Source organism: Rothia sp. HMSC073B08, assembly GCF_001812975.1.
Lineage (GTDB): Bacteria > Actinomycetota > Actinomycetes > Actinomycetales > Micrococcaceae > Rothia > Rothia mucilaginosa.
The window spans coordinates 872-21,543 of sequence record NZ_KV811062.1 but is presented as its reverse complement, the minus strand read 5'-3'; the positions used below and the strand labels follow the sequence as shown (position 1 = coordinate 21,543).

The 20,672-nt window shown below is 59.1% G+C and carries 17 protein-coding genes and 1 pseudogene; 17 read left to right on the top strand and 1 reads right to left on the bottom strand.

Annotated features, from left to right (window positions below):
• Window positions 1-24: 24 nt before the first annotated feature.
• Window positions 25-255, bottom strand: a complete 231-nt coding sequence (locus HMPREF2884_RS09115) for a hypothetical protein (protein ID WP_141744435.1) — start codon at window positions 253-255, stop codon at window positions 25-27.
• A gap of 227 nt (window positions 256-482) precedes the next feature.
• Between HMPREF2884_RS09115 and HMPREF2884_RS03965 the strand changes: the two genes are divergently transcribed.
• The 17 genes and pseudogenes from HMPREF2884_RS03965 to HMPREF2884_RS03885 all read left to right on the top strand — a co-directional run.
• Window positions 483-2,063 (top strand): potassium channel family protein, encoded by a 1,581-nt coding sequence (locus HMPREF2884_RS03965; protein ID WP_246827920.1) that lies wholly within the window; start codon window positions 483-485, stop codon window positions 2,061-2,063.
• 494 nt (window positions 2,064-2,557) lie between these two features.
• Complete coding sequence (locus tag HMPREF2884_RS03960; RefSeq protein ID WP_049342030.1) at window positions 2,558-3,220, top strand: hypothetical protein; 663 nt, start codon at window positions 2,558-2,560, stop codon at window positions 3,218-3,220.
• Between the two features lie 87 nt (window positions 3,221-3,307).
• Complete coding sequence (locus HMPREF2884_RS03955; RefSeq protein ID WP_049342029.1) at window positions 3,308-3,883, top strand: HIT family protein; 576 nt, start codon at window positions 3,308-3,310, stop codon at window positions 3,881-3,883.
• 490 nt (window positions 3,884-4,373) lie between these two features.
• Entirely contained in the window at window positions 4,374-5,597 is a 1,224-nt protein-coding gene (locus tag HMPREF2884_RS03950) for a hypothetical protein (protein ID WP_070615809.1), read from the top strand.
• 187 nt (window positions 5,598-5,784) lie between these two features.
• Entirely contained in the window at window positions 5,785-7,068 is a 1,284-nt protein-coding gene (locus HMPREF2884_RS03945; protein WP_070543618.1) for a Mur ligase family protein, read from the top strand.
• Entirely contained in the window at window positions 7,068-7,835 is a 768-nt protein-coding gene (locus HMPREF2884_RS03940; protein WP_070615807.1) for a type 1 glutamine amidotransferase, read from the top strand. The genes HMPREF2884_RS03945 and HMPREF2884_RS03940 overlap by 1 nt, the downstream gene beginning before the upstream one ends.
• A gap of 132 nt (window positions 7,836-7,967) precedes the next feature.
• Window positions 7,968-8,726 (top strand): YebC/PmpR family DNA-binding transcriptional regulator, encoded by a 759-nt coding sequence (locus HMPREF2884_RS03935; protein WP_070615805.1) that lies wholly within the window; start codon window positions 7,968-7,970, stop codon window positions 8,724-8,726.
• 265 nt (window positions 8,727-8,991) lie between these two features.
• Window positions 8,992-9,681, top strand: coding sequence for a crossover junction endodeoxyribonuclease RuvC (gene ruvC, locus HMPREF2884_RS03930; protein ID WP_070615803.1), 690 nt, complete (start codon window positions 8,992-8,994; stop codon window positions 9,679-9,681).
• Between the two features lie 216 nt (window positions 9,682-9,897).
• On the top strand, window positions 9,898-10,518 hold the full coding sequence (gene ruvA, locus HMPREF2884_RS03925) for a Holliday junction branch migration protein RuvA (RefSeq protein WP_005505871.1): 621 nt from the start codon (window positions 9,898-9,900) through the stop codon (window positions 10,516-10,518).
• A 171-nt stretch (window positions 10,519-10,689) separates the two neighbouring features.
• On the top strand, window positions 10,690-11,676 hold the full coding sequence (gene ruvB / locus HMPREF2884_RS03920; protein ID WP_210398797.1) for a Holliday junction branch migration DNA helicase RuvB: 987 nt from the start codon (window positions 10,690-10,692) through the stop codon (window positions 11,674-11,676).
• Window positions 11,677-12,055: 379 nt separating this feature from the next.
• Window positions 12,056-12,427 (top strand): preprotein translocase subunit YajC, encoded by a 372-nt coding sequence (gene yajC / locus HMPREF2884_RS03915; RefSeq protein WP_070615800.1) that lies wholly within the window; start codon window positions 12,056-12,058, stop codon window positions 12,425-12,427.
• 99 nt (window positions 12,428-12,526) lie between these two features.
• A complete protein-coding gene (gene secD / locus HMPREF2884_RS03910; RefSeq protein ID WP_049338444.1) occupies window positions 12,527-14,218 on the top strand; it encodes a protein translocase subunit SecD in 1,692 nt (563 codons plus the stop codon).
• Between the two features lie 2 nt (window positions 14,219-14,220).
• On the top strand, window positions 14,221-15,399 hold the full coding sequence (secF, locus tag HMPREF2884_RS03905; RefSeq protein ID WP_070615798.1) for a protein translocase subunit SecF: 1,179 nt from the start codon (window positions 14,221-14,223) through the stop codon (window positions 15,397-15,399).
• Between the two features lie 295 nt (window positions 15,400-15,694).
• Window positions 15,695-18,172, top strand: a complete 2,478-nt coding sequence (locus HMPREF2884_RS03900) for a RelA/SpoT family protein (protein WP_070615796.1) — start codon at window positions 15,695-15,697, stop codon at window positions 18,170-18,172.
• 410 nt (window positions 18,173-18,582) lie between these two features.
• Window positions 18,583-19,479 (top strand): hypothetical protein, encoded by an 897-nt coding sequence (locus HMPREF2884_RS03895; RefSeq protein ID WP_070615795.1) that lies wholly within the window; start codon window positions 18,583-18,585, stop codon window positions 19,477-19,479.
• A gap of 296 nt (window positions 19,480-19,775) precedes the next feature.
• Complete coding sequence (locus tag HMPREF2884_RS03890; protein WP_070615793.1) at window positions 19,776-20,024, top strand: hypothetical protein; 249 nt, start codon at window positions 19,776-19,778, stop codon at window positions 20,022-20,024.
• Between the two features lie 394 nt (window positions 20,025-20,418).
• Window positions 20,419-20,672, top strand: a pseudogene (locus tag HMPREF2884_RS03885) (DUF6318 family protein); the annotation flags it as partial.

Genomic DNA, 20,672 nt, shown 5'->3' with positions numbered 1-20,672 from the left:
CCCACAATCCGGTTTGAGTTTTTCTTAGGCGCGGCCGCCGAGGGCCGTAACATTCCAGCTAGCAGTACTATCAGAAGTCACCACACCACAAAATAGGGGAGAACCCGCCGAAGCACGCACCCCCAAATCCTCCACAAACACGCGGCCACCCGCAGGCACACTACGCTCCTTACGATCCACACCCGCACAATACACCGTCATCTTCGCACCCGAACGGTTCTCCACCGCAACCGAACCGCCGCCCGATTTCGACACAGTATCGTGCACAAAACCGCGGTGTAAAGACCGCCGCCCAAAGGTCACAGCACAAGGTCACAGTGCAACGAAATAGAAACGCAAACGCAACGGCGTGGAGTATCATTCACACTATGGATAAGGCAGAACAGAACCAGACAGACAACACGGTAAAGAACGGCACAGCACCCAATACCTCGGGGAATACCTCGGGGAATACCTCGGGCAATATTCCGGGGAACAGCCCGGTGGGTGCGTCTGCGCGCCCTGAAACTGTTGCATCTGAAACTACCGCATCTGAAGCCGCCGCTGAGAATACCACGAAGGCTGGTTATACCCAGTCGGCACCGGCAGAATCCAGTGCCGCCAAAACTAGTGCTGCAGCAAGTAGCCCCGCAGAGGCTACCGCCCCCGGCATGGAGGCAGTACAGGTTGATGCCGTGCAGATTGATAGCGCCCGCCTGGACAGCACCCACTCCGTCTACTCCACCGACCTGGACCCCGACGACTACGAAGAGGTCGTCGAAGAATACGCCACCACCGACGCGCCGGACGGTACGCACCGCGAGGAGCGTCGCATCACCCGCACCACGCATCACCCGCACGGCAAGGGCGACCAGAAAGCGGGCACCCAGGGTAACCCCGATGGTGACGCCGAGATTATTGATGTAGGCGAACCTGAAACGCACACCACGACTATCCGCACGGTCACCCGCACCGTCACGGACCCGCCGCGTCGCGCCCCGCGCACCCGCCTGTTCCGCACGCTCAGCAAGTACCGCGGCGAGAAGAACCTGGCGGCGTGGGAGGAACGCTCCTCCACGCCCATGTTCGTGGCGTCCGTACTGTACCTGCTCGCGTTCGCCGCGCCCATCATGAGCACACGCATTCAGGAGCCGTACGACGCGTACCTCAACATCATTCAGATGATCCTGTGGGGCCTATTCGCCGCCGACTACTGCATTCGCCTGTACTTGGCGCCGCGGCGACTCTACTTCATCACGCATAACCTGATGAACCTGGCGATTGTGCTGCTGCCCGCGTGGCGTATTGTCAGCTTCCTCTCCATGATTTATATGACCGCCAACCGCCAATATAAGAGGCTCTCCGAACTGGGGATGAAGCTCTTCGGCTACACCGCGATCTTCATCATCATGTTTGCCCTGTCGATCTATTCGGTGGAGTCCTCCGAGCCGGGCGCGATGATTCGTGACCTGCCCACCGCCTACTGGTGGATGTTCACGACCCTCGCCACGGTCGGCTACGGAGACGTTTACCCGGTCACCGGTATCGGCAGGGTCATCGCCGTGATCGTCATGCTGTACGGCGGGGGCTTGGTCGCGGTTGCTACCGGTGCGCTCGCCAGCTGGATTATCGAAAAGTTTGGTGGCAGGGAGGAGCAGGAGTACCCCGCAACCAAGGCTGACGTGGACGATCTTCGCCAGGAGATTTCTGAGTTGCGTGCCCTGCTGGCTCGTGAGTATGCGCGCCGTGAAGCCCGCGACTGCAGGCTGCGTGAGGTCGTGGATGAAGACGGTGTGCACCCGGTTCCTTCGGATGCGGAGGCGGCACGCCGCGCCGGTTTCAGCGCCGCCGCGGGCTTTACTGCCCCTGGTACTCCTGGCGCTCCGGGTGCTGCTGCGGCAGCTTCTGCGGAGGCTACCCCGAACACCGCGCCCGGCGCCGCGCGGGCTGGTGAACCTGCCGACTCCTCGGCATCTCATGAGGTTGCGGTGCGCGAGCAGGAGCCGGTCGCCCTGCTGGAGGAGACCCGCCAGACGTTCACGATTATTCGTGAGAAGTTCTCGCTACGTTCCCGCAAGCAGTAGTCCGCTCGCAAATACCCTGCGGACAGTAACCGGGCTGTAGCGGCTCGGTTGCGGTAGCGCAGATAGCAGCGCAGATATAACAGTTCAGTTGAGGCTTGGCGCTCAAACCCACACCGCATACTTATTGAAGCGGTGGGTTTGGGTGCCGAGCCCACGCGAAGGCAAGACGAAGGCAAGAAAATTGCCGCCCACGCCACCGTGCGGGATATTTCGCCTTGTCGAGGCAAAATTAGCCCGTGGAGAGTGCAAATTGGGGCTCGTGTGCGCGAAAAACCCCTCAACTTAAGATCTAATGTGACCAAACTATCTTTTAAAAATGGCCGCCACTGGTGAAACTCCTAGCCAGAGCCTATAAACTATCTACCGTGCCGGTTATCGAACGCCCTGTAGCCTCAATGCGCTACGGGGTGTCGTCGTATCCCCACCTCACTCACGGGGAGGCACCACTCAACTCACAAACTCACTCAAACACATAACTCTGTTAGGACACGTTCGTGGTACCTAAGTCCACTCTGGGCGCGCTCGCTCTACTCGGCGCGCTCTCTCTCACCGCGTGTGCACCCGCACCGAATAACGCCTCCGCAAGTGCGGTTGTTGACCCCGCAGCTTTTGAAACCGTCGAGCCCAGCGCCGTTCCCGCCCCCGGCGACGACAGCACCGGAATTAAGGCGGCGGTCAATACCTCGCAGGACCCGTCGATTCACCCTACCGCGACCCAGCCCACTGAAACCCCCGCGCCGGCGGGTGCCGGTAGCTATACGCCGGATGCTCAGGAACAGACCGCATACACCGCGGCGCCCATGCCTTCCTCGGCAGCCGTTGCGCGCTCGCAGAAAATCATGGACGGCACCTGGGTTCAGCAGGACTCTACCAACCTTGAGAACTACATGGACGCAGTCATTCACGACGGCATTATCGAGGTCACCTACCACCTGAACCACGAAGAGCTGGCAACCCCCTTCTGGGCTGGCACTTTCGAGGCGAAGACCGGCAACTTCAGCTACATTTCGCACGTGGACCACGCGAAGCTGAGCCACGCACCGTACGCCTCCGATAAGGAAACCAAGGAATTCGTCATGGAGGACGGCGTGCTGAGCTTCCCCATGACCTTTGAGGGTGCCACCCGCATCATTCACCTGGAAAAGCAGCACAGCTAAGCGCGCTGCCGGGGGAGTTATCTCATATCTGGCACGCATGACGGACGGGGCGTTCCTGTTGCCGCGTGTGGGTTATAGAATGGGACTATGAGCGAGAACACGACCCCCGAGCACGGCACCGCAGCCTCGGTGCAGGATTCCTTCGAGCTGCCCGGCGCACCGGACCAGTTCCAGCGCCTGTGGACCCCTCACCGCACCGCCTACGTGAGCGGTGGCCAGAAGGACTACACCGAGAAGACCTGCCCCTTCTGCACCGCGCCCAGCCGCAGTGACGAAGAGTCGCTGATTGTGCATCGCGGCGAGCATGCCTTCGTGATTCTCAACCTCTACCCGTACAACCCCGGTCACCTGCTGGTCTGCCCGTACCGCCACATCCCGTTCTACGATGATGCGACCGAGGCAGAAACCATGGAGATTGCGCAGCTGACGCAGCTCGCCATGAAGGTTCTGCGCGAGGTGTCGCATAATGACGGCTTCAACATTGGCATTAATCAGGGCAAGGTGGGCGGTGCGGGCATTGCTGATCACCTGCATCAGCACATTCTGCCGCGCTGGAGTGGGGATACGAATTTCCTGCCGATTATCGCTCACACCAAGACTATGTCCCGCACGCTGGACGATATGCGTGTGGCTATTGCGGAGGGGTTTGCCCGCCTCAGCTAGATGGCGTGGTTCATCCGTCAGATAGTCCGGCTGAGCGGCTTGGTGATTTTGAAATTTTGCACTAATTGCTTCAATTTGCCAGCTAGTGCATAGAAATTCTGCGTCATAAATGCGCAGATTAGGCAGTCGATGCGTATTTGAATGATGTTATGTACATTGGATATGGCAAAGTTTTAAATGCAGCGACGCTGTTGGGAAGCTTCCGGCTTCCAGAGACACCGCATAGCTCACCGAAAAATAGCGGTCACCGATCGCTTTCGGGCTTGGCAGGGTAAGCGCCCTGCCTCAACCACAGAGGTCAGCGCCTCAGCTGAGAACCCACCCCGTCGTGCGTGAACGCACGGCAACACTGCGGGGGTGCGGATCAGCGTGAAGGACGCTGGCCTCTTTTGCATTTCGAGGGCGCTGCTTTTGCCCCTCGGGGACGTTGCGCCAGGATGCGCCGCACCCCTCGAGAAAGAACCCGCCAGACCCGCTAGAGTGGAATGCTATGGACTACCCCAACCTGCTTGAGACTGCTTTCGACGAGTTTGCTGCTGCGCCCGCCGCCGGTAATAATGCTGGTGCCGGTCATGATGCCGCCGCCGGTGATTCTGCAGGCGCACCGCAGCTACTCATCTGGAGGCAGATCCGCTGGTCCAACCGCCGCCCGCTCATTGAGGTGGAACCGGTCGTGCCCCGCGGGGTCGCTGAAGGAGCTCATAACCGGGCATCTCAAGCGGCGGGGGAGAGCGACCCTAAGCAGGAAAACAGCCCCGCGCAGCGTGGCGTTCCGAGCGGGGTTCGCATCCAGATTCCGTTGACTCCCGGCGCCTATCTGGGGTTGCGCATTCCGCGCGATAGCGAGGGGGAACTCTACCGTTACTGCGCCGGCTACACCACCGGCACGAGCAATGACGCCGCCCCCGAATCCGCGGGAATCTCTGGGGGAGCCTCCGTGGGAATACGCCGCGTACCCTGCCCCGAAGGCGCCCGCATCCGGCGTGGCCAGCAGTGCCCACGCTGCACCGCCCGCGACGAATTCACCGCCCTGCACAGCGCGCACCTGTACCCCGGAACGCTCACCGAATCCATGCGCGCCTACGCCATGCTGGAGCATCGCCTCTACATCGCGACGTTCCCCGACGGCACGCACAAGGTCGGCACGAGCTCCCTGCATTCGACCCCGCGCCGCCTGGATGAGCAGGCGGTCGCCACCGCCACCTACATTGCGCTCGCACCCGACGGGCTTGCCATTCGCCGCGCCGAGGACGCCGTGACCGCTCTCGCGAAGATTCCGCAGGTCAAGCAGGTGGCGAGCAAGTACCGCGCCTGGACGAACCCGCTGCCCGGCGCGCAGCTTCGTGTTGCCCATCAGGAGGCGGTTGCCCGCGCCCGCGAAGCGCTCGCCGAACTAGCACGTACCGACCCGGAGGTGCCGCTCACCGCCCTGGATGAGCCGTGGATTCCGTCGCTTGCCATGAACCGCCCGTATGCGGCTCTGCGCGCGCAATCGCCCGAACCGCTGGCGCCCTGTGAATCTGGTCTGGGTGGTTCCGGTACTGAGAGCGGGGCGGCTGGCTTCTTCTGCACGGGCGCGGCGGGTCAGTTTTTGAGCGCCCACACCGGCGATGCTGACGCGGCGTTCCTGGTGAATACTGCCGCGTGGCGGAATGTGCTGGTGGAGCCGGCGCAGGAGTTCACGCGGGTGAGGGTGCAGGGTTCTCTGTTCTAAGCGGGCTTGCTCTTCTAAGCGGGCTCGCTGTTCTAATACCCCCGGCGCTTCGCCCTAGCCGGAGCCCCGCACCAAACCCCACCCCGCCCGAACCAAACCCCGCACCAAAACCCCAGTAACCCCGCCCCGTCCGGCATGAGCGAACGAGCCCGGCGGGCCATTCAGCCGCTGGCGTGCGTGTACTAAAATGGTAAGCATGTCCAAACCCCTCATTCGTCTTCTCGGCCAGGGCGTACGCGCCGCGACTAAGCTTCGCGGCGGCGGCTCCGCCTTCCCCGGCCTTGTCATGGAAAAATTGCACCCCGACTTCGTCGCTGAAGAGCTCGCGAAGCTGCCCTACGGCGTGGTTGTTGTCTCCGGCACGAACGGTAAGACCACCACCACGAAGATGGCTGTGCAGCTGCTTGAAGCTCAGGGTCTGAAGGTTTTCACTAACCGCACCGGTTCGAACTTTGTGCGCGGTGTCGCCGCGGCACTGCTGGGCGAGATGACCCTCGGCGGCAAGCTTGACGCTGATATTGCTGTGCTTGAGCTGGACGAGGCGCACGCCGTGCACTTCGTCAAGGCTGTCAAGCCCGATTACGCTCTGCTGCTGAACGTTCTGCGTGACCAGCTGGATCGCTTCGGTGAGATTGACACGACCCGCCGTATGCTGGCGACTGTCGCCTCCGCAACGACCGGCACCGTGGTGCTCAACCGTGAGGACCCGCGTATCCGCTCCCTCGCTGAGAACGTGCAGCCTGGCGTGACCGTCAAGTACTACGGTCTGGATGAGTCCCTGCGCTCGTACTTCCCCTCGGATGATGAGATGCGCGGCGGCACCGTCGCGAAGGCAACCCTGCCCGAGGCAGACGTCACCCTGACCGCGTTCTCCGGCACCTCCGCAACCTTCGACCTGGCGGGTGTGGAGCGAGTTGGCGAGATTAACCTCTACGGTATTTACAACATCTTCAACGCGGCTGGCGCTATGGCGCTGACCCGCGCCGTCATGGGCGAGAAGCTCAACGAAGATAAGCTCATCGCGGAGCTGGCGAAGATTACCCCCGCCTTCGGTCGCGGTGAGACCCTGAACGTGAACGGCCGCCCGCTGCAGCTGTTGCTCGTGAAGAACCCGAGCGGTTTCCGCCTATCCCTGGCGAGCGCGAACGCTGACGACTACGCCACCATGATCACGATTAACGACCAGTACGCTGACGGTCGTGACGTGTCCTGGCTGTGGGATGTTGACTTCGACAGCTTGAAGAAGACCGGCGTGCAGATGGTTTCGGGTGTGCGCGCCTGGGATATGGCGCTGCGCCTGGAGCATGACGGCGTGAAGGTTGACGAGGTCAACGAGAACCTCGCCGATGCGCTCAAGGGCTTCATTGCCTCCAGCGGTAACGCGCCCATGCGTATTTTCTGCACCTACACCGCAATGCTGGCTCTGCGTGAAGAGCTCGCAAAGATCACTGACGTTGAGAGGGTTTCCTAATGACGGCAACTCACACTTTTGAGGGCACCCCCGCCTCCGGCCCCAATAACGGTAAGACTCTGCGTATTCTGCAGCTGTACCCGCTCGACATGAACATTTACGGCGACTGGGGTAACACCCTGGCGTTGGCTCGTCGCGCGCAGGCGCACGGCTTTGACGTGCAGATTCTGGACCACAACCCCGGTCAGCCTTTCCCGGAAGATGTTGACATTATTCTGGGTGGCGGCGGTCAGGACTCGGGTCAGTCCGTGATTCAGGATGACCTGCACGCGAACGGTGACACGCTGCGCTCGCTGGCTGAGGACGGCGTGCCCATGCTCGTCATTTGTGGCCTGTACCAGCTGTTCGGCAAGGAATTCCGCACCCGTGAGGGTGAGGTGCTGAAGGGTATCGGCATTTTTGATGCGCACACCGTCGGCGGCGATGACCGCCTGATTGGCAACATCGTTGAGGAGTCTGCGGAGTTCGGCACCGTCATTGGTTTTGAGAACCACTCGGGCCTGACCTACCTGGGCGAGGGTTGCACCCCGCTGGCTACCGTCACTAAGGGTGAGGGCAACAACGTGACCGACTCGCATGAGGGTGCGCGCGTGCACAACGTAATTGGCACCTACCTGCACGGTTCGCTGCTGCCGAAGAACCCGAAGATTGCGGACTACCTGATTGAGCAGGCCGCAATTCGTCGCTTTGGCGAGTTCACGCCGAACACGATTGACGACTCGCTGGTGGAGAAGGCGCGCGCTTCGGCTGCGTCCCGCCCCCGCTAGCCTATTCCTGGCGGTGGCGTGCACTTTCTGAGGTGGTGTGCGCCTCCGCTACGGTATAGTTATGTGAGTACAGTACGGTGCGTGGGACGTTTCGCCGTGCCCGCACGGAGGTTTTGACTAAGGGAGATACGAATGTCCGGTCACTCTAAATGGGCGACTACTAAGCACAAGAAGGCTGCTATCGACGCTAAGCGCGCGAAGGCTTTCGCGAAGTTCATTAAGGCAATTGAAGTTGCAGCACGTATGGGCGGCGCTGATATTGCTGGTAACCCCGCTCTTGACCTGGCTGTGTCGAAGGCGAAGAAGAACTCCGTTCCTAACGACAACATTGACCGCGCAATCAAGCGTGGTGCTGGTCTGACCGGTGAGACCATTGACTACACCGAAATTATGTACGAAGCACGCGGCCCGCAGGGTACCGCTCTGTACATTGAGTGTCTGACCGATAACCGTAACCGCGCAGCGTCTGAGGTTCGCCTGGCTGTGACCCGTAACGGCGGCACCATGGCTGACCAGGGTTCGGTTGCGTTCCTGTTCGAGCGTAAGGGCGTTGCTGAGGTCACCAAGACTGACGGCCTGACCGAGGACGACGTTCTGATGGCTGTTCTGGATGCAGGCGCTGAAGAGGTTCTGGACGAGGGCGATATCTTCACCGTTGTTTCCGCACCGACCGACCTGCCCGAGATCCGTAAGGCACTGGACGAGGCTGGCCTGGAGTACAACAACGACGACCCGGTCTTCCGTCCGACCATGCAGGTTGACCTGGACGCTGAGGGTGCTAAGAAGTTCATGAAGCTGGCAGACGCTATTGAAGAGCTCGACGACGTTCAGAACGTCTACTCGAACGCTAACGTTTCTGCTGAGGTCATGGCAGAGCTGGAAGCTGAGTAATCACTCGGATTCTGATATCTGATGCTTGAAGAAGCCGCTCCTTTAACCGAGCCGCCGTAGGGTGGCTGGTTGGGGGAGTGGCTTCTTAGCGTCTGGGGCTATTTTGGGGATGCGCTGGGTACTTTTCGCGGGGCGCACGGTGACTGTTCACGCGGTGATTGTTTACGCGGTGACCGTGCTCGTGGCACACCCCGGTACCGGGTGCTAGGATTCTGAAGGGCTAGAATCTAGAGATTCTGTAGGGAGTTTGTCGAAAGGGGAGATGATGACCGCCGCTCAACCTGCCGCACGCGATAGCATGCGTGAGAACCGTACCGCCGCCGCCGTGGAGCGCGTGCCGGGTGCAACCCGCATCATGGGTGTTGACCCGGGTCTGACCCGCTGCGGTTTCTCCATGCTCGATATGACCGCCGACCGTAAGGCGCACTTCGTGAACGTGGGTGTTGCCGGCACGATCCCGGCGGAGTCCCTGGACCAGCGTATTCTCTGGATTTTCAACGCCGCCTCCCACTGGCTCGACACCTATAAGCCGGATGCCCTGGCGATTGAGCGTATCTTCGCTCAGGAGCAGGTGAACACGGTGATTGGTACGGCGCATGCTTCGGGCGCGGTGATTTCTGCGGCGGCGATGCGCGGCGTGCCGGTGTTCTTCCATACCCCCTCGGAGGTGAAGGCGGCGGTGACCGGTAGCGGCCGCGCCGATAAGGCGTCGGTGGGTCGCATGGTGACCCGCATTTTGGGGCTGGATTCCATGCCAAAACCCGCCGATGCTGCTGATGCCCTGGCGATTGCGATCTGTCACGGCTGGCGTGGCGGCGGCATCGGTTCGGGTATCAACATGGCGGCGCAGACGCAGACTCACCAGGGTTCACGCCCGGCGCAGGCTCGCCGTGGCGGGGCGTTGACTCCGGCGCAGCGTGCCTGGATGGAGGCGGAGGCGCGCGCTCGCCGCTAGAGGCGCTTTCGTGGGCTCTGGCGCCCCTCCTACTGGCTTGCGTATATTCGCTAAGAAGTTCGAATATATGCTTGATTTCAGAAGAAATATTCTAATATACTTGTAGTGTCTCCCCGTTGAACTGGGGGAGTGCGTTCTGTGGGTGCCGGAGTTCCCGGTGCCCGCACACTGCCGCGAGCCTCAATCTGTGGGCGCGGTGTTGAAAGGTGGAGAGAAATGATTGCATCCCTGACCGGTCGTGTGGCTCAGGTGGGCCTTGATCATGCGGTGATTAACGTGAACGGTTTCGGCATGCTCGTGTACGCCACTGCGCGTACTCTCTCCAAGCTGCGCACCGGTGAGGAAGCTACCGTGCTGACTACCATGATTGTGCGTGAAGAGTCGATGACTCTCTACGGTTTTTCGGAGCCTGCCGAGCGTGAAGTGTTCGATATGATGCTTTCGGTTTCTGGTATTGGTCCGCGTATTGCTCTGGCGGTGTTGAGTGTTCACACTGCTGCTGAGGTGGAGCGCGCCGTGGCGACCGGTGACGATAAGGCGTTCACGAAGGTTCCCGGTATTGGTCCGAAGGGTGCCCGCCGTATTGTGCTGGAGCTTGCCGGCAAGCTGATTCTCAGCGATGGCCAGACCGATGAGCTGCCGCTGAGCCAGGGCATTGTCTGGAAGCCGCAGGTGCTTGACGCTCTCACCTCTCTGGGCTGGAGCGAGAAGGACGCTTCCGCCGCTATTGACGCTTACGTGCAGCACAACCCTGCCGCAGAAACTGAGCCGGTGGGTGTGGCTCTGCGCGGTGTGCTCGCCTCCTTGGGTACTCAGAACACGGTGGGCCGCCACTAAACGGCGCGCCCTGTTCGACGTATCCCACTCAAACTTTTGTGAAAGAAGAATTCTATGAGCCAGAATCCCTATGAGCCGCAGCCCGCGGCGTCCCTGGTTTCCGGCGGGTATTTTCCCGGTCAGGTGCCCGGCACTCAGGCGTCTTCAGCTCCCGCCCAGCGCCTCGTGGCAATGGAAGAAGAGCCTGAAGAGAAGATGATTGAGGCGGCACTGCGCCCTAAGTCCCTGGATGACTTTGTGGGTCAGCGCCGTGTGCGTCAGCAGCTGTCCCTGGTGCTGGAGGCTTCGAAGATGCGTGGCCGTAGCGCCGACCATGTGCTGCTGTCGGGCCCTCCCGGTCTGGGTAAGACCACTCTCGCAATGATTATTGCGGCAGAGATGGAGGCGCCGCTGCGCATCACCTCCGGCCCGGCGATTCAGCATTCGGGTGATTTGGCGGCGATTCTGTCTTCGCTGACTCCCGGTGAGGTGTTGTTCCTGGATGAGATTCACCGTATGAGCCGCCCGGCTGAGGAAATGCTCTACATGGCGATGGAAGATTTCCGTGTGGACATTGTGGTCGGTAAGGGTGCGGGTGCGACTTCCATTCCGCTGGAGCTGCCGCAGTTCACCCTGGTGGGTGCGACGACCCGTGCGGGTCTGCTGCCCGGTCCTCTGCGTGACCGCTTCGGCTTTACCGGTCACTTGGAGTTCTACTCGGTGGAGGAGCTGGAGCTGGTACTGCGCCGCAGCGCGGGTCTGATGGATATGCAGATTACCTCCGAGGGTTTCACCGAGATTGCCGGTCGTTCCCGCGGCACGCCCCGTATTGCGAACCGTCTGCTGCGCCGTGTGCGTGACTGGGCACTGGTCAACGGCGTGGATCGCATTAACGCGCGTGATGCCGCAACCGCACTAGACATGTACGAGGTGGATTCGCGCGGCCTGGACCGTTTGGACCGTGCCGTGCTGGAGGCGCTGATTCACAAGTTTGGCGGCGGCCCGGTGGGTCTGTCCACCCTCGCCATTGCGGTGGGTGAAGAGACGGAGACTGTGGAGACGGTTGCTGAGCCGTACCTGGTGCGTGAGGGTCTGATCGGTCGTACCCCGCGCGGTCGTGTGGCTCTGCCCGCGGCGTGGGAGCACCTCGGCTTGGAAGCGCCGGAGATTCAGCTCTAGATCCGTATCAGCTTTAGGTCGGCACCAGCTGATAACACTGTAGTAGCCCGTGGGAGGTATCCGCCTCCTGCGGGCTTCTCTGTACCCCGGTTTCTGCAGGGGCGGTAGCTCTTCTGCAAGCGCGGCAGCTTTTCTACCGGTTCTGCAGGCGCTGTCGGGTTCCATTGGGCTCTGTCGGGCTCTGCCGGTCTTTACCAGTGACATAAAATTACGCCGAGAGAGTCCAAAACTCAGGTTAACCTCACAAAAACGCTGGTTCGGGGCGCTAAAGCTCATGCTCTCGCGTAGGATGGATACGTACTGTATCTACGATTCCACACCTTCTGGTACGCTCAACCCTCGCGGTGAGCGGCACGGGTGCGGATGTGAAAGTGAGACCATGGATCTTAACTTCCTCATCAACGTCATCATGACGATTGTCTTCTTTGCTGCAATTTTTTGGATTTTTACTTCCGCTAAGAAGAACCAGCAGAAGCAGCTTGAGGCGCTGCAGGCAATGCGACGTGCGCTCGTTCCCGGTGATCAGGTGATGACTGCTTCCGGCGTCTACGGCACCGTTGTCAGCACTGATCTTGAGAACAACAAGCTGCAGCTTCAGATTGCAGAGGGCGTTGTGATTACTGCGTCCATGAACGCGATCCTGAACCTTGTTGAGGATGAAGCCCCCGCAGCGCCCCTGACCGAGGACGCGTACGAGGCTACCGCATCCGAAGCTCCCGCTTCCGATACCTCTTCTGATACTGCTAAGTAATTCAGCGCGTATGAGCCCGGCGCCCAGTGAGCGGCGTCGGGTTTTCGCGTTACGGAATCTGTAGAACACTCAATACTATTCACACGAAGAAGGAACATTATGGCTAAGCGTTCACCGCTTGCAGCCGCGCGAGGGGCGCTCCTCTCGATGGTCCTGCTCATGGTTGTTATGGCTGCCGGTATTTTCGGCACCACCTACGCGGGAGGTTCTTGGGCACCGAAGCTCGCCCTGGACCTTTCGGGTGGTACTCAGATGATTCTTTCTCCGAAGGTCAATGGCTCTTCGGATGAGAACGTCTCCCAGGAGCAGTTGAACCAGGCGGTTGAGATTATTCGTCAGCGCGTTGATGGTGCCGGCGTTTCGGAGGCGGAGGTTACCACCTCCTTCGGCTCGGGTAATAACGTGGTTGTTTCGGTTCCCGGAACGATTAGCGCTGAGACTCGTCAGCTGATTCAGGCGTCTGCAAATATGACGTTCCGCCCGGTGCTGCTTTCTGGTGCCGGTACTGCGGTGGCTGAGGATGCCCGCACTGCGGACGATAAGCTGCCCAAGCCGTCCGCGGAGCCGACTAATGGTTCGGACCGTAACTGGATTACTGCGGATCTGTACAAGCAGTACGAGGCGAAGGACTGCACCGCGGCACGCAATGAGGACGCCGATAGTGCGGACCCGACTAAGCCGATGGTGGCGTGCTCCACTGACGGTCAGGAGAAGTACATTCTGGGTCCTGTGGAGCTGAGCGGTAGCGATATTTCTACCGCGAGCCACTCGCAGGAGACGAGCGGCCAGGGCGTGACTACGGGCCGTTGGGCTGTGAACATTCAGTTCAACGATGAGGCTCGTGAGAAGTTCCAGAACATTACTTCTCGCCTGAACGCGATTCGTGCGCAGAACGCACATGATCCGCGTGCCCGCTTCGCGATTCTGCTGGACGGCAAGGTGCTGTCTTCCCCGGTGTCGCAGGCTGTGATTTCTGACGGCAAGCCGCAGATTACCGGTAACTTCACCGAGCAGGAGGCGAAGGCTCTCGCCGATCAGCTCAAGTACGGTGCCCTGCCGATTAGCTTCACGATCCAGTCGGAGCAGCAGATTTCTGCGACTCTGGGTTCGGAGCAGCTGCGTGTGGGTCTGCTGACCGGTCTGATTGGTCTGCTGCTGGTGTTCGTGTACTCGCTGTTCCAGTACCGTCTGCTGGGCTTTGTCACGATGATGTCGCTGGTTGTGGCTGGCATCATTTCGTATGAGGCGATTGCGCTGCTGGGTTGGGCGTTGAACTACCGCCTGTCCCTGGCTGGTGTGGCGGGTCTGATTGTGGCGATTGGTGCTACGGCTGACTCGTTCATCGTCTACTTTGAGCGTATCCGTGATGAGATCCGTGCGGGCCGCACGATCCCGTCGGCGGTGAACCACGGTTGGCAGCGTGCATCCCGCACTATCCTGGCGTCGAAGGCTGTGAACCTGCTGGCTGCTGTGGTGCTGTACGTGGTATCGGTCGGTTCGGTGAAGGGCTTCGCGTTCACCCTTGGTTTGACTGCGATTGCTGACCTTGTGGTCGTGTACCTGTTCACCCACCCGATGCTGACTCTGCTGTCGAATACCCGCTACTTCGGTGAGGGTCACCGCCACTCGGGCCTGTCGCCTGAGTCGCTGGGCGCTACGCCGCTGTACCGTGGTGCCGGTCGCCTCCGCAGCCCGGAGGAGAAGCAGTTGAGCATTGCTGAGCGTCGCCGTGCAGAGCGTGCTGCCGCTGAGGCTGACGAGTCTGCTTCTGATGAGAAGAAGGAGAGCTAAGCATGGCTACCGATGTGAAACCTAATGCTTTTGCCCGCTTCGGTAATGACCTGCATTCGGGTGCCCGCTCGTACCCCTTCGTGGGTAAGCGCCGCCTGTGGCTGCTGCTTGCGGCTGTGCTGATGGCGGTTTCGGTTCTGATTCCGGCTGTTGGTGGCGGCTTCAATCTGGGTATTGATTTCCGTGGCGGTTCGGAGTTCGTGGTCTCGAAGACCGCGCACGTTGATACTGCTACGGGTGAGCGCATTATTCACGAGAAGGCGAAGGACGCTTCGGATGTTCGCGTGACCAATATTGCGCCGGGTACGATTCGTGCCCAGATGAGCAAGCTCAGCGATGATGAGACTCTGCAGGTGAAGGCGGCTCTGCAGGAGGGTTACGGCGTGTCTGAGAATGACGTGACCTCTTCGTTTGTGGGCCCGACCTGGGGTGCGGATGTGACCCGTCAGGCGTTCTGGGGTCTGGTCGCGTTTGTGGTGCTTGCGCTGATTGGTATGGCGTTCTACTTCCGCACCTGGAAGATGTCGCTGGCGTCTATTGCGGGCCTGTTCTTCACCGTGGTGGTGACGGTTGGCCTGTACGCCGCGTTCGGCTTCGAGATTACTCCGAGTGCGATTATTGGTTTCTTGACGATTCTGAGCTACTCGCTGTACGACTCGGTGGTGGTGTTCGATAAGATTCGTGAGAACACCGAGGATGTGCTGGAACGCCGTGACACGACCTTTGCCGAGCAGATTAACTTGGCGGTGAACCAGACTCTGGTCCGTTCGATTAACACCGCTATTGTGGGTGTTCTGCCGGTGGGCGCGATCTTGTTCATTGGTGCGTTCATCCTGGGTGCGGGTACTCTGCAGGACCTGTCCCTGTCGCTGTTTGTGGGTATTCTGGTGGGCATGTTCGGTACGCTGTTCGTGTCTGCGCCGCTGTATGCTTCGCTGCGTTTGGGTGAGGCTCAGATTCGTGAGCACACCGCGAAGGTGGAGAGCGGCAGCTTCAAGGACGCTGAGGATGCTGACGAGGCTGAGGGTGACTCTTCGGAGGAGCCCGCCGAGGCTGAGAAGGCTGCGAAGTCTGAGGAATCTGCTGACAAGGCGACCGAGGACGAGAAGGCAACCGAGAAGCCTGCTAAGAAGCCGGCACGTGCAACCATTGAGATTCACCGCGTGAACCTGAACGGTTAGCCAGCGTTCCGCCAGCGCTACTGGCGTTGCTAACGATAGGGGAGTCGATACCGAAAGGTGTCGGCTCCCCTTTAGCGTGCCCGGGGTCTTATACCCGCTGGTCTGTTCCTGCCGGCCTAATATTTCACAGGTCTAATGTGTCACAGTGCGGCATAGTTTACGCGCATATTTTGGCTCATATCCGCGTGCTGGGTAGGATAAAGGTAGAAGATACTGCGCGCCCGCATCCACGCCTTTCAACGACGAGCAGATTCGGGGGCTCAGGTCATCGCTGTTACGTCCAAAGGAGCCCGGAATGAGTGCAGAACCTGCCGTGAACACCAACGCTGAGAACCCTGCAGGGACCGCCGAGAAGCCCGCGGTTCGGCCCGCTGGCCCGATTCCTCTGCCTGAAACTGATTCGTCTGATGCGAAGAGGAAGCGCGGCTCGCACCGTGTCATGGCTGCTAGCGGGCGTGTGCCTAACCGCCTCGTTTTTGGTGGCCGCAGCAGCAAGATGGAGGCGTCCGATTCGCACGGCGGTACCATCCGTTTCTCCCCGATGATTGCGCCGGTCGTGCGTGCCGTACGCCGCTACCACCCGGATGAGGACATCCAGGTGCTGCAGCGCGCCTACGAGGTGGCGAACCGCTGCCACGAGGGTCAGAAGCGTAAGAGTGGCGACCCGTACATCACCCACCCGGTCGCGGTGACCGCGATTCTTGCGGAGATGGGCGCGACCGGCCCCGTGCTCGCCGCGGGTCTGCTGCACGACACGGTGGAAGACACCGACTACACGATGGAGCAGCTCACCGAAGAGTTCGGTGAGGAGGTCGCCTACCTGGTCGACGGCGTGACCAAGCTGGACAAGATGACGTACGGCGAGAACGCCTCCATCGAGACGATTCGTAAGCTCGTGCTGTCCATGAGCAAGGACATCCGCGTGCTGCTCATCAAGCTTGCCGACCGCCTGCACAACGCCCGTACTTGGCGTTTTGTGCCGCAGGCTTCTGCCGCGAAGAAGGCAGAGGAGACCCTGAAAATTTACGCGCCGCTCGCGCACCGCCTGGGCCTGAACACGATCAAGTGGGAGCTGGAGGACCTGTCCTTCGCCGCCATGAGCCCGGAAATTTACGCCGAAATGGTGCGCATGGTCGGCGAACGCACCCCCGCCCTCGAAAAGTTCCTGAACGAGGCGCGCACCAAGATTACGGACCGCCTGAAAGAGGTGGGCATCGACGCGACCGTGACGGGCCGCCCGAAGCACTACTATTCGATTCATCAGAAGATGAAGACGAAGGGCCGCAGCTTCGACGAGATTAACGACATCCTTGCCGTGCGCATCATGGTCGAGGAAGAGGCGGAATGCTACACCGTCCTCGGCCACGTGCTGTCTCTGTGGCCGTCGATGACTGGCCGTTTCAAGGACTACATTAAGAACCCGAAGAACAACAACTACCAGTCGTTGCACCTGACCGTGTACGGTCCGGGCAACCTGCCGCTTGAGATTCAGATCCGCACCTACAAGATGCACGAAGAAGCTGAATACGGTGTGGCGGCGCACTGGCGCTACAAGGCAGCATCGCGCGGCGAGAAGGTCGCGGCTCGTGGCGGCGCGCCCGCGAAGGACCCGAAGGAGCCGGGCACCCAGACCTCGGCGATGATGAACGTCGGCATCCTGCAGTCTATTGCCGAGATTTCGAACTCCAACCCGGAGTCGGAGAAGTTCTACGAGTCGCTCGCTGACACCCTTGACACCGACGAAATCGTGGTCCTTACCCCCAACGGCGAGGCAATCGCCCTGCCCAACGGATCCACCCCCGTGGACTTCGCCTACGCCATCCACAGTGAGGTCGGCGACCGCACCGTCGGCGCGAAGGTCAACGGCCGCCTCGTGCCGCTGCACACGGTCCTGCCCACCGGCGCCACCGTGGAGATTATGACCACGAAGAACGAAGACGCCGGACCCAGCGAGGACTGGCTGAAGTTCGTTCGCTCCTCACGCGCTCGCACGAAGATTCGCCAGTACTTCGCGAAGGAACGCCGCCTGGAGGCGCTGCTCGCAGGCCGCGAGATGCTCACCAAGAGCATGCGCAACAGTGAGCTACCGCTGCAGAAGATGATGAGCCCGGAGATCATGACTCAGGTGGCTCAGCTGCTGCACAAGAACGATGTGGCGTCACTGTACCGTGCGATTGGTGAGCACGAAATCGCGCCGAAGCAGGTCATTGACACCCTCGTTGAGGTGCACCGCGGCGACGAGCCGGCACCCGAGGTTGAGGTCAGCGACTTTGACGAGACGCTGCTGAAGTCGACCCGCAAGGCGATTGGCGATAACGGCGTGATTGTGCCGGGTGCTGAGGGTGTGCTGACGAAGATTGCGCGCTGCTGCACCCCGGTTCCGCCGGATGACATTATCGGCATTGTGACCCGCTACAACGGCATTTCGGTGCATCGCCGTGACTGCCCGAACATGCGTAACGCTGACGAGGAGCCGCGCGTGACCACGGTCGAGTGGGCGTCTTCGCCGACCGCTACGTACCGTGTGCAGATTCAGGTGGAGGCGCTGGACCGTAAGGGCCTGCTGAGCGACCTGATTCGTGCGATTTCTGAGTCGGGCGTGAACATTCTGGATGCGCGCGTGCACACCTCAGAGGATCGCACCGTGGTGGACCGCTTCGCCCTGGAGCTGGGTGACCGCTTCATGCTGGAGCACGTGCTGAACGTGGTCCGTAACGTGACGGGCGTGTACAAGGCGTACCGCCTGACCGGCGCGAAGCCCTCGGAAGCGTAAATATTTTTCTACGCCCAGAAGCCACATGTGTTTCGAAAAGCCACTTCTTTGGTGGCTTTTCGAAACACATGTGGCTTTTCGCTGTCTATGGGGGCGGGCCGGGGCTCCTTCGATAGGTTAGTGTCTTCACTACGGGTTAAAGGCCCACGGCGAAGACACTAACCTATCGAAACAACCAGTTACCCGCCGTGTAGCCCGCCCACCTGTCACAGATGGGGATCTAGTCATGGTTTTACGGATTTGTGCCATAGGTTAGTGTCTTTGGTCGTAGTTAAAAGCCATGGTCGAAGACGCTAAACCATGGCACAAATTCTGCAGGCGCAGGCGCGGCAACCCCTTATCTTGTCAGGGGTCTTTTCTAATCTGTAATCAGAAGCACCGAAATTCGCAGAGTTGGGAAGGAAAAGACTATGGGTAACCTCGGTATGATTGCAGCAGTGACCTCACTTGTGCTGGTAGTTGCGAATGTATTCCTTATCTTTCGGGTGATTCTTGAATCAACTGGATATTATTGGTATGCGGCTGCCAGGAGGGAAATAATTGCTAATCTTCTAAAAGAATTTGGTATATCTAGAGAATCTAGAGTTGAATCTCTTAAACGATTTGGGAAGGTAGTAATAAAGAATACTGCATTTAATATATCTCACCCATTTCATCTATTTCCTCCCAAAGATGTAGATAACGAATTTAAAGATAAAGTTCAAAATTTTCTAAAGTGTACTGAAAAGACACCAAGCTCTATCGCGCAAAGTCATTGTATTGATTCCTTGGCTCAGCTAGAAAAAATGACTGGTCTTACTCCCAAATGTGACCCATATCGGGAGGTTTATATATCATTGAGGGATCTTTGCTCCGAAATAGTGGAAATAAGATATGCGGATTCTGTCAGCTACGACGATATCCTGAATCTCATTAAAGAAGAGAATATCATCGCAAAGTACTATTGGGTTAAGAAGCGTTGGCAACCTGGCTATCTATTTTCCCAGATGCGTGATTTTATTGACTATGCGGGCAGGGGGACGACTATTGGGTTGTTTATTGGTTTTACAATTGCCTTAATCCAAAGGGATCCTTTTGGTTTGATCACGACGGTACTTCCTGTGGTAGGTGCAATCGTTGGGGCAATTTCATACTCTATAAAAATTGACCTTATCGAGAATGAAGTGAATAGGGTCAACAAAGGAAAGTATAAAACCCCTATAAGGGTAGTAGTTAGATCTATTGTTTTCACTTTGTGTGTTTACTTATTTTTGAACGCTAGTTTTCTGATAGTTGCTCTACTATATGGGCCAAGATTTAGTGGTTAATATATCGATGATTCAATCTCTTGGTAGATTATTCTCCGTCTAATGGATGGCGAGCTGTAAATAGTGATGCTATTGCATCGTTGTAGCATCACTATTTACAGCTCGTTTTCGTTGCTTCCGTAATCTTCCGTGGGGGAGTGCGCCTCCAGAAAACCCCTCGTCACGCAATATTTTTGTGTATTTTCTCCGGCACGGGCGGTGCAGCCCCTTATCTTGTCAGGGGCGCCCCGTACCTTGGTGGTAGAGAACAACGACGCGTTCTCGCCCTCTCCGCCGAGCGACCAAAGGAGCCCCTCATGTACACGGTTGGTTACTGCAATGACGAAGACTTCCGCGCCTTCTACTCCGGCCAGGATGCCGCCAATATTGACGACTTCTTCACTGACAACGGCGAATACCTCATGGTGTACCTGCCGGAGGTGACCGACCGCGAGTTCCTCGCCGGCCTCCGCTACGGTAACGGCTGCGATGCTCTCTGCCAGAGCGGATACGCCATCGACGAGGCGGAAGAGGCCCTTCGCGACATGTATGCGCTCGCCGTGTAGCCCACCCGCCCACCTGTCACAGATGGGGATCCGGTCATGAGTTGCGGATTTGTGCCATAGGTTAGTGTCTTTGGTCGTAGTTAAAAACCATGGTCGAAGACGCTAAACTATGGCACAAATTCTGCAGGGGCGGGGCCTCCATGAGTGTAGATTTATTTGATACATAAAGCATTGATGTGTCCGAATAATGACGTTCAGATACTATTGCACTCAAAGCAACGCAAATAGACACAAAGATGCGGTAGGGTGGTAACTGTAGTGTTCAATAACGCATTGATGCGTTTGTTGGGTGCGCTACGGGGCTGTTTTCCTTCCGGTGGTCAGCTTGACCTGTGAAAAGCGGCCCGACATGCACATATATCACACCGTCACCGATGATAGGAGCGTATCTTCTATGGATTCGACCATTTTCAATCGCCGTACCCTGTTGGGTAGCAGCGCCCTTGTGGGCTTGGGCGCCCTGCTTGCGGCGTGTGGCCAGCAGGCAAATAACGAGGCGGCAGCCACCGCCTCCGCAGCACCGAGCGAGACCGCTTTGGCATCTGAGTCACCCTCGGCAAGCGCCACCCCGTCTACTGTCCGAGGCTACTCGGGAGGTTCGAAGGCGCCGGATGGAGAGTACCGTAAGGCCGACTGGCAGGGACCTGC

Bases quoted from the DNA above. Each gene is read 5' to 3' on its own strand.
- ruvA (WP_005505871.1), top strand. From the start codon at position 9,898: ATGATTGCATCCCTGACCGGTCGTGTGGCTCAGGTGGGCCTTGATCAT.
- ruvB (WP_210398797.1), top strand. From the start codon at position 10,690: ATGGAAGAAGAGCCTGAAGAGAAGATGATTGAGGCGGCACTGCGCCCT.
- secD (WP_049338444.1), top strand. From the start codon at position 12,527: ATGGCTAAGCGTTCACCGCTTGCAGCCGCGCGAGGGGCGCTCCTCTCG.
- yajC (WP_070615800.1), top strand. From the start codon at position 12,056: ATGGATCTTAACTTCCTCATCAACGTCATCATGACGATTGTCTTCTTT.
- HMPREF2884_RS03950 (WP_070615809.1), top strand. From the start codon at position 4,374: ATGGACTACCCCAACCTGCTTGAGACTGCTTTCGACGAGTTTGCTGCT.
- secF (WP_070615798.1), top strand. From the start codon at position 14,221: ATGGCTACCGATGTGAAACCTAATGCTTTTGCCCGCTTCGGTAATGAC.
- ruvC (WP_070615803.1), top strand. From the start codon at position 8,992: ATGACCGCCGCTCAACCTGCCGCACGCGATAGCATGCGTGAGAACCGT.
- HMPREF2884_RS03940 (WP_070615807.1), top strand. From the start codon at position 7,068: ATGACGGCAACTCACACTTTTGAGGGCACCCCCGCCTCCGGCCCCAAT.
- HMPREF2884_RS03895 (WP_070615795.1), top strand. From the start codon at position 18,583: ATGGGTAACCTCGGTATGATTGCAGCAGTGACCTCACTTGTGCTGGTA.
- HMPREF2884_RS03900 (WP_070615796.1), top strand. From the start codon at position 15,695: ATGAGTGCAGAACCTGCCGTGAACACCAACGCTGAGAACCCTGCAGGG.
- HMPREF2884_RS03890 (WP_070615793.1), top strand. From the start codon at position 19,776: ATGTACACGGTTGGTTACTGCAATGACGAAGACTTCCGCGCCTTCTAC.
- HMPREF2884_RS03935 (WP_070615805.1), top strand. From the start codon at position 7,968: ATGTCCGGTCACTCTAAATGGGCGACTACTAAGCACAAGAAGGCTGCT.
- HMPREF2884_RS03945 (WP_070543618.1), top strand. From the start codon at position 5,785: ATGGTAAGCATGTCCAAACCCCTCATTCGTCTTCTCGGCCAGGGCGTA.
- HMPREF2884_RS03955 (WP_049342029.1), top strand. From the start codon at position 3,308: ATGAGCGAGAACACGACCCCCGAGCACGGCACCGCAGCCTCGGTGCAG.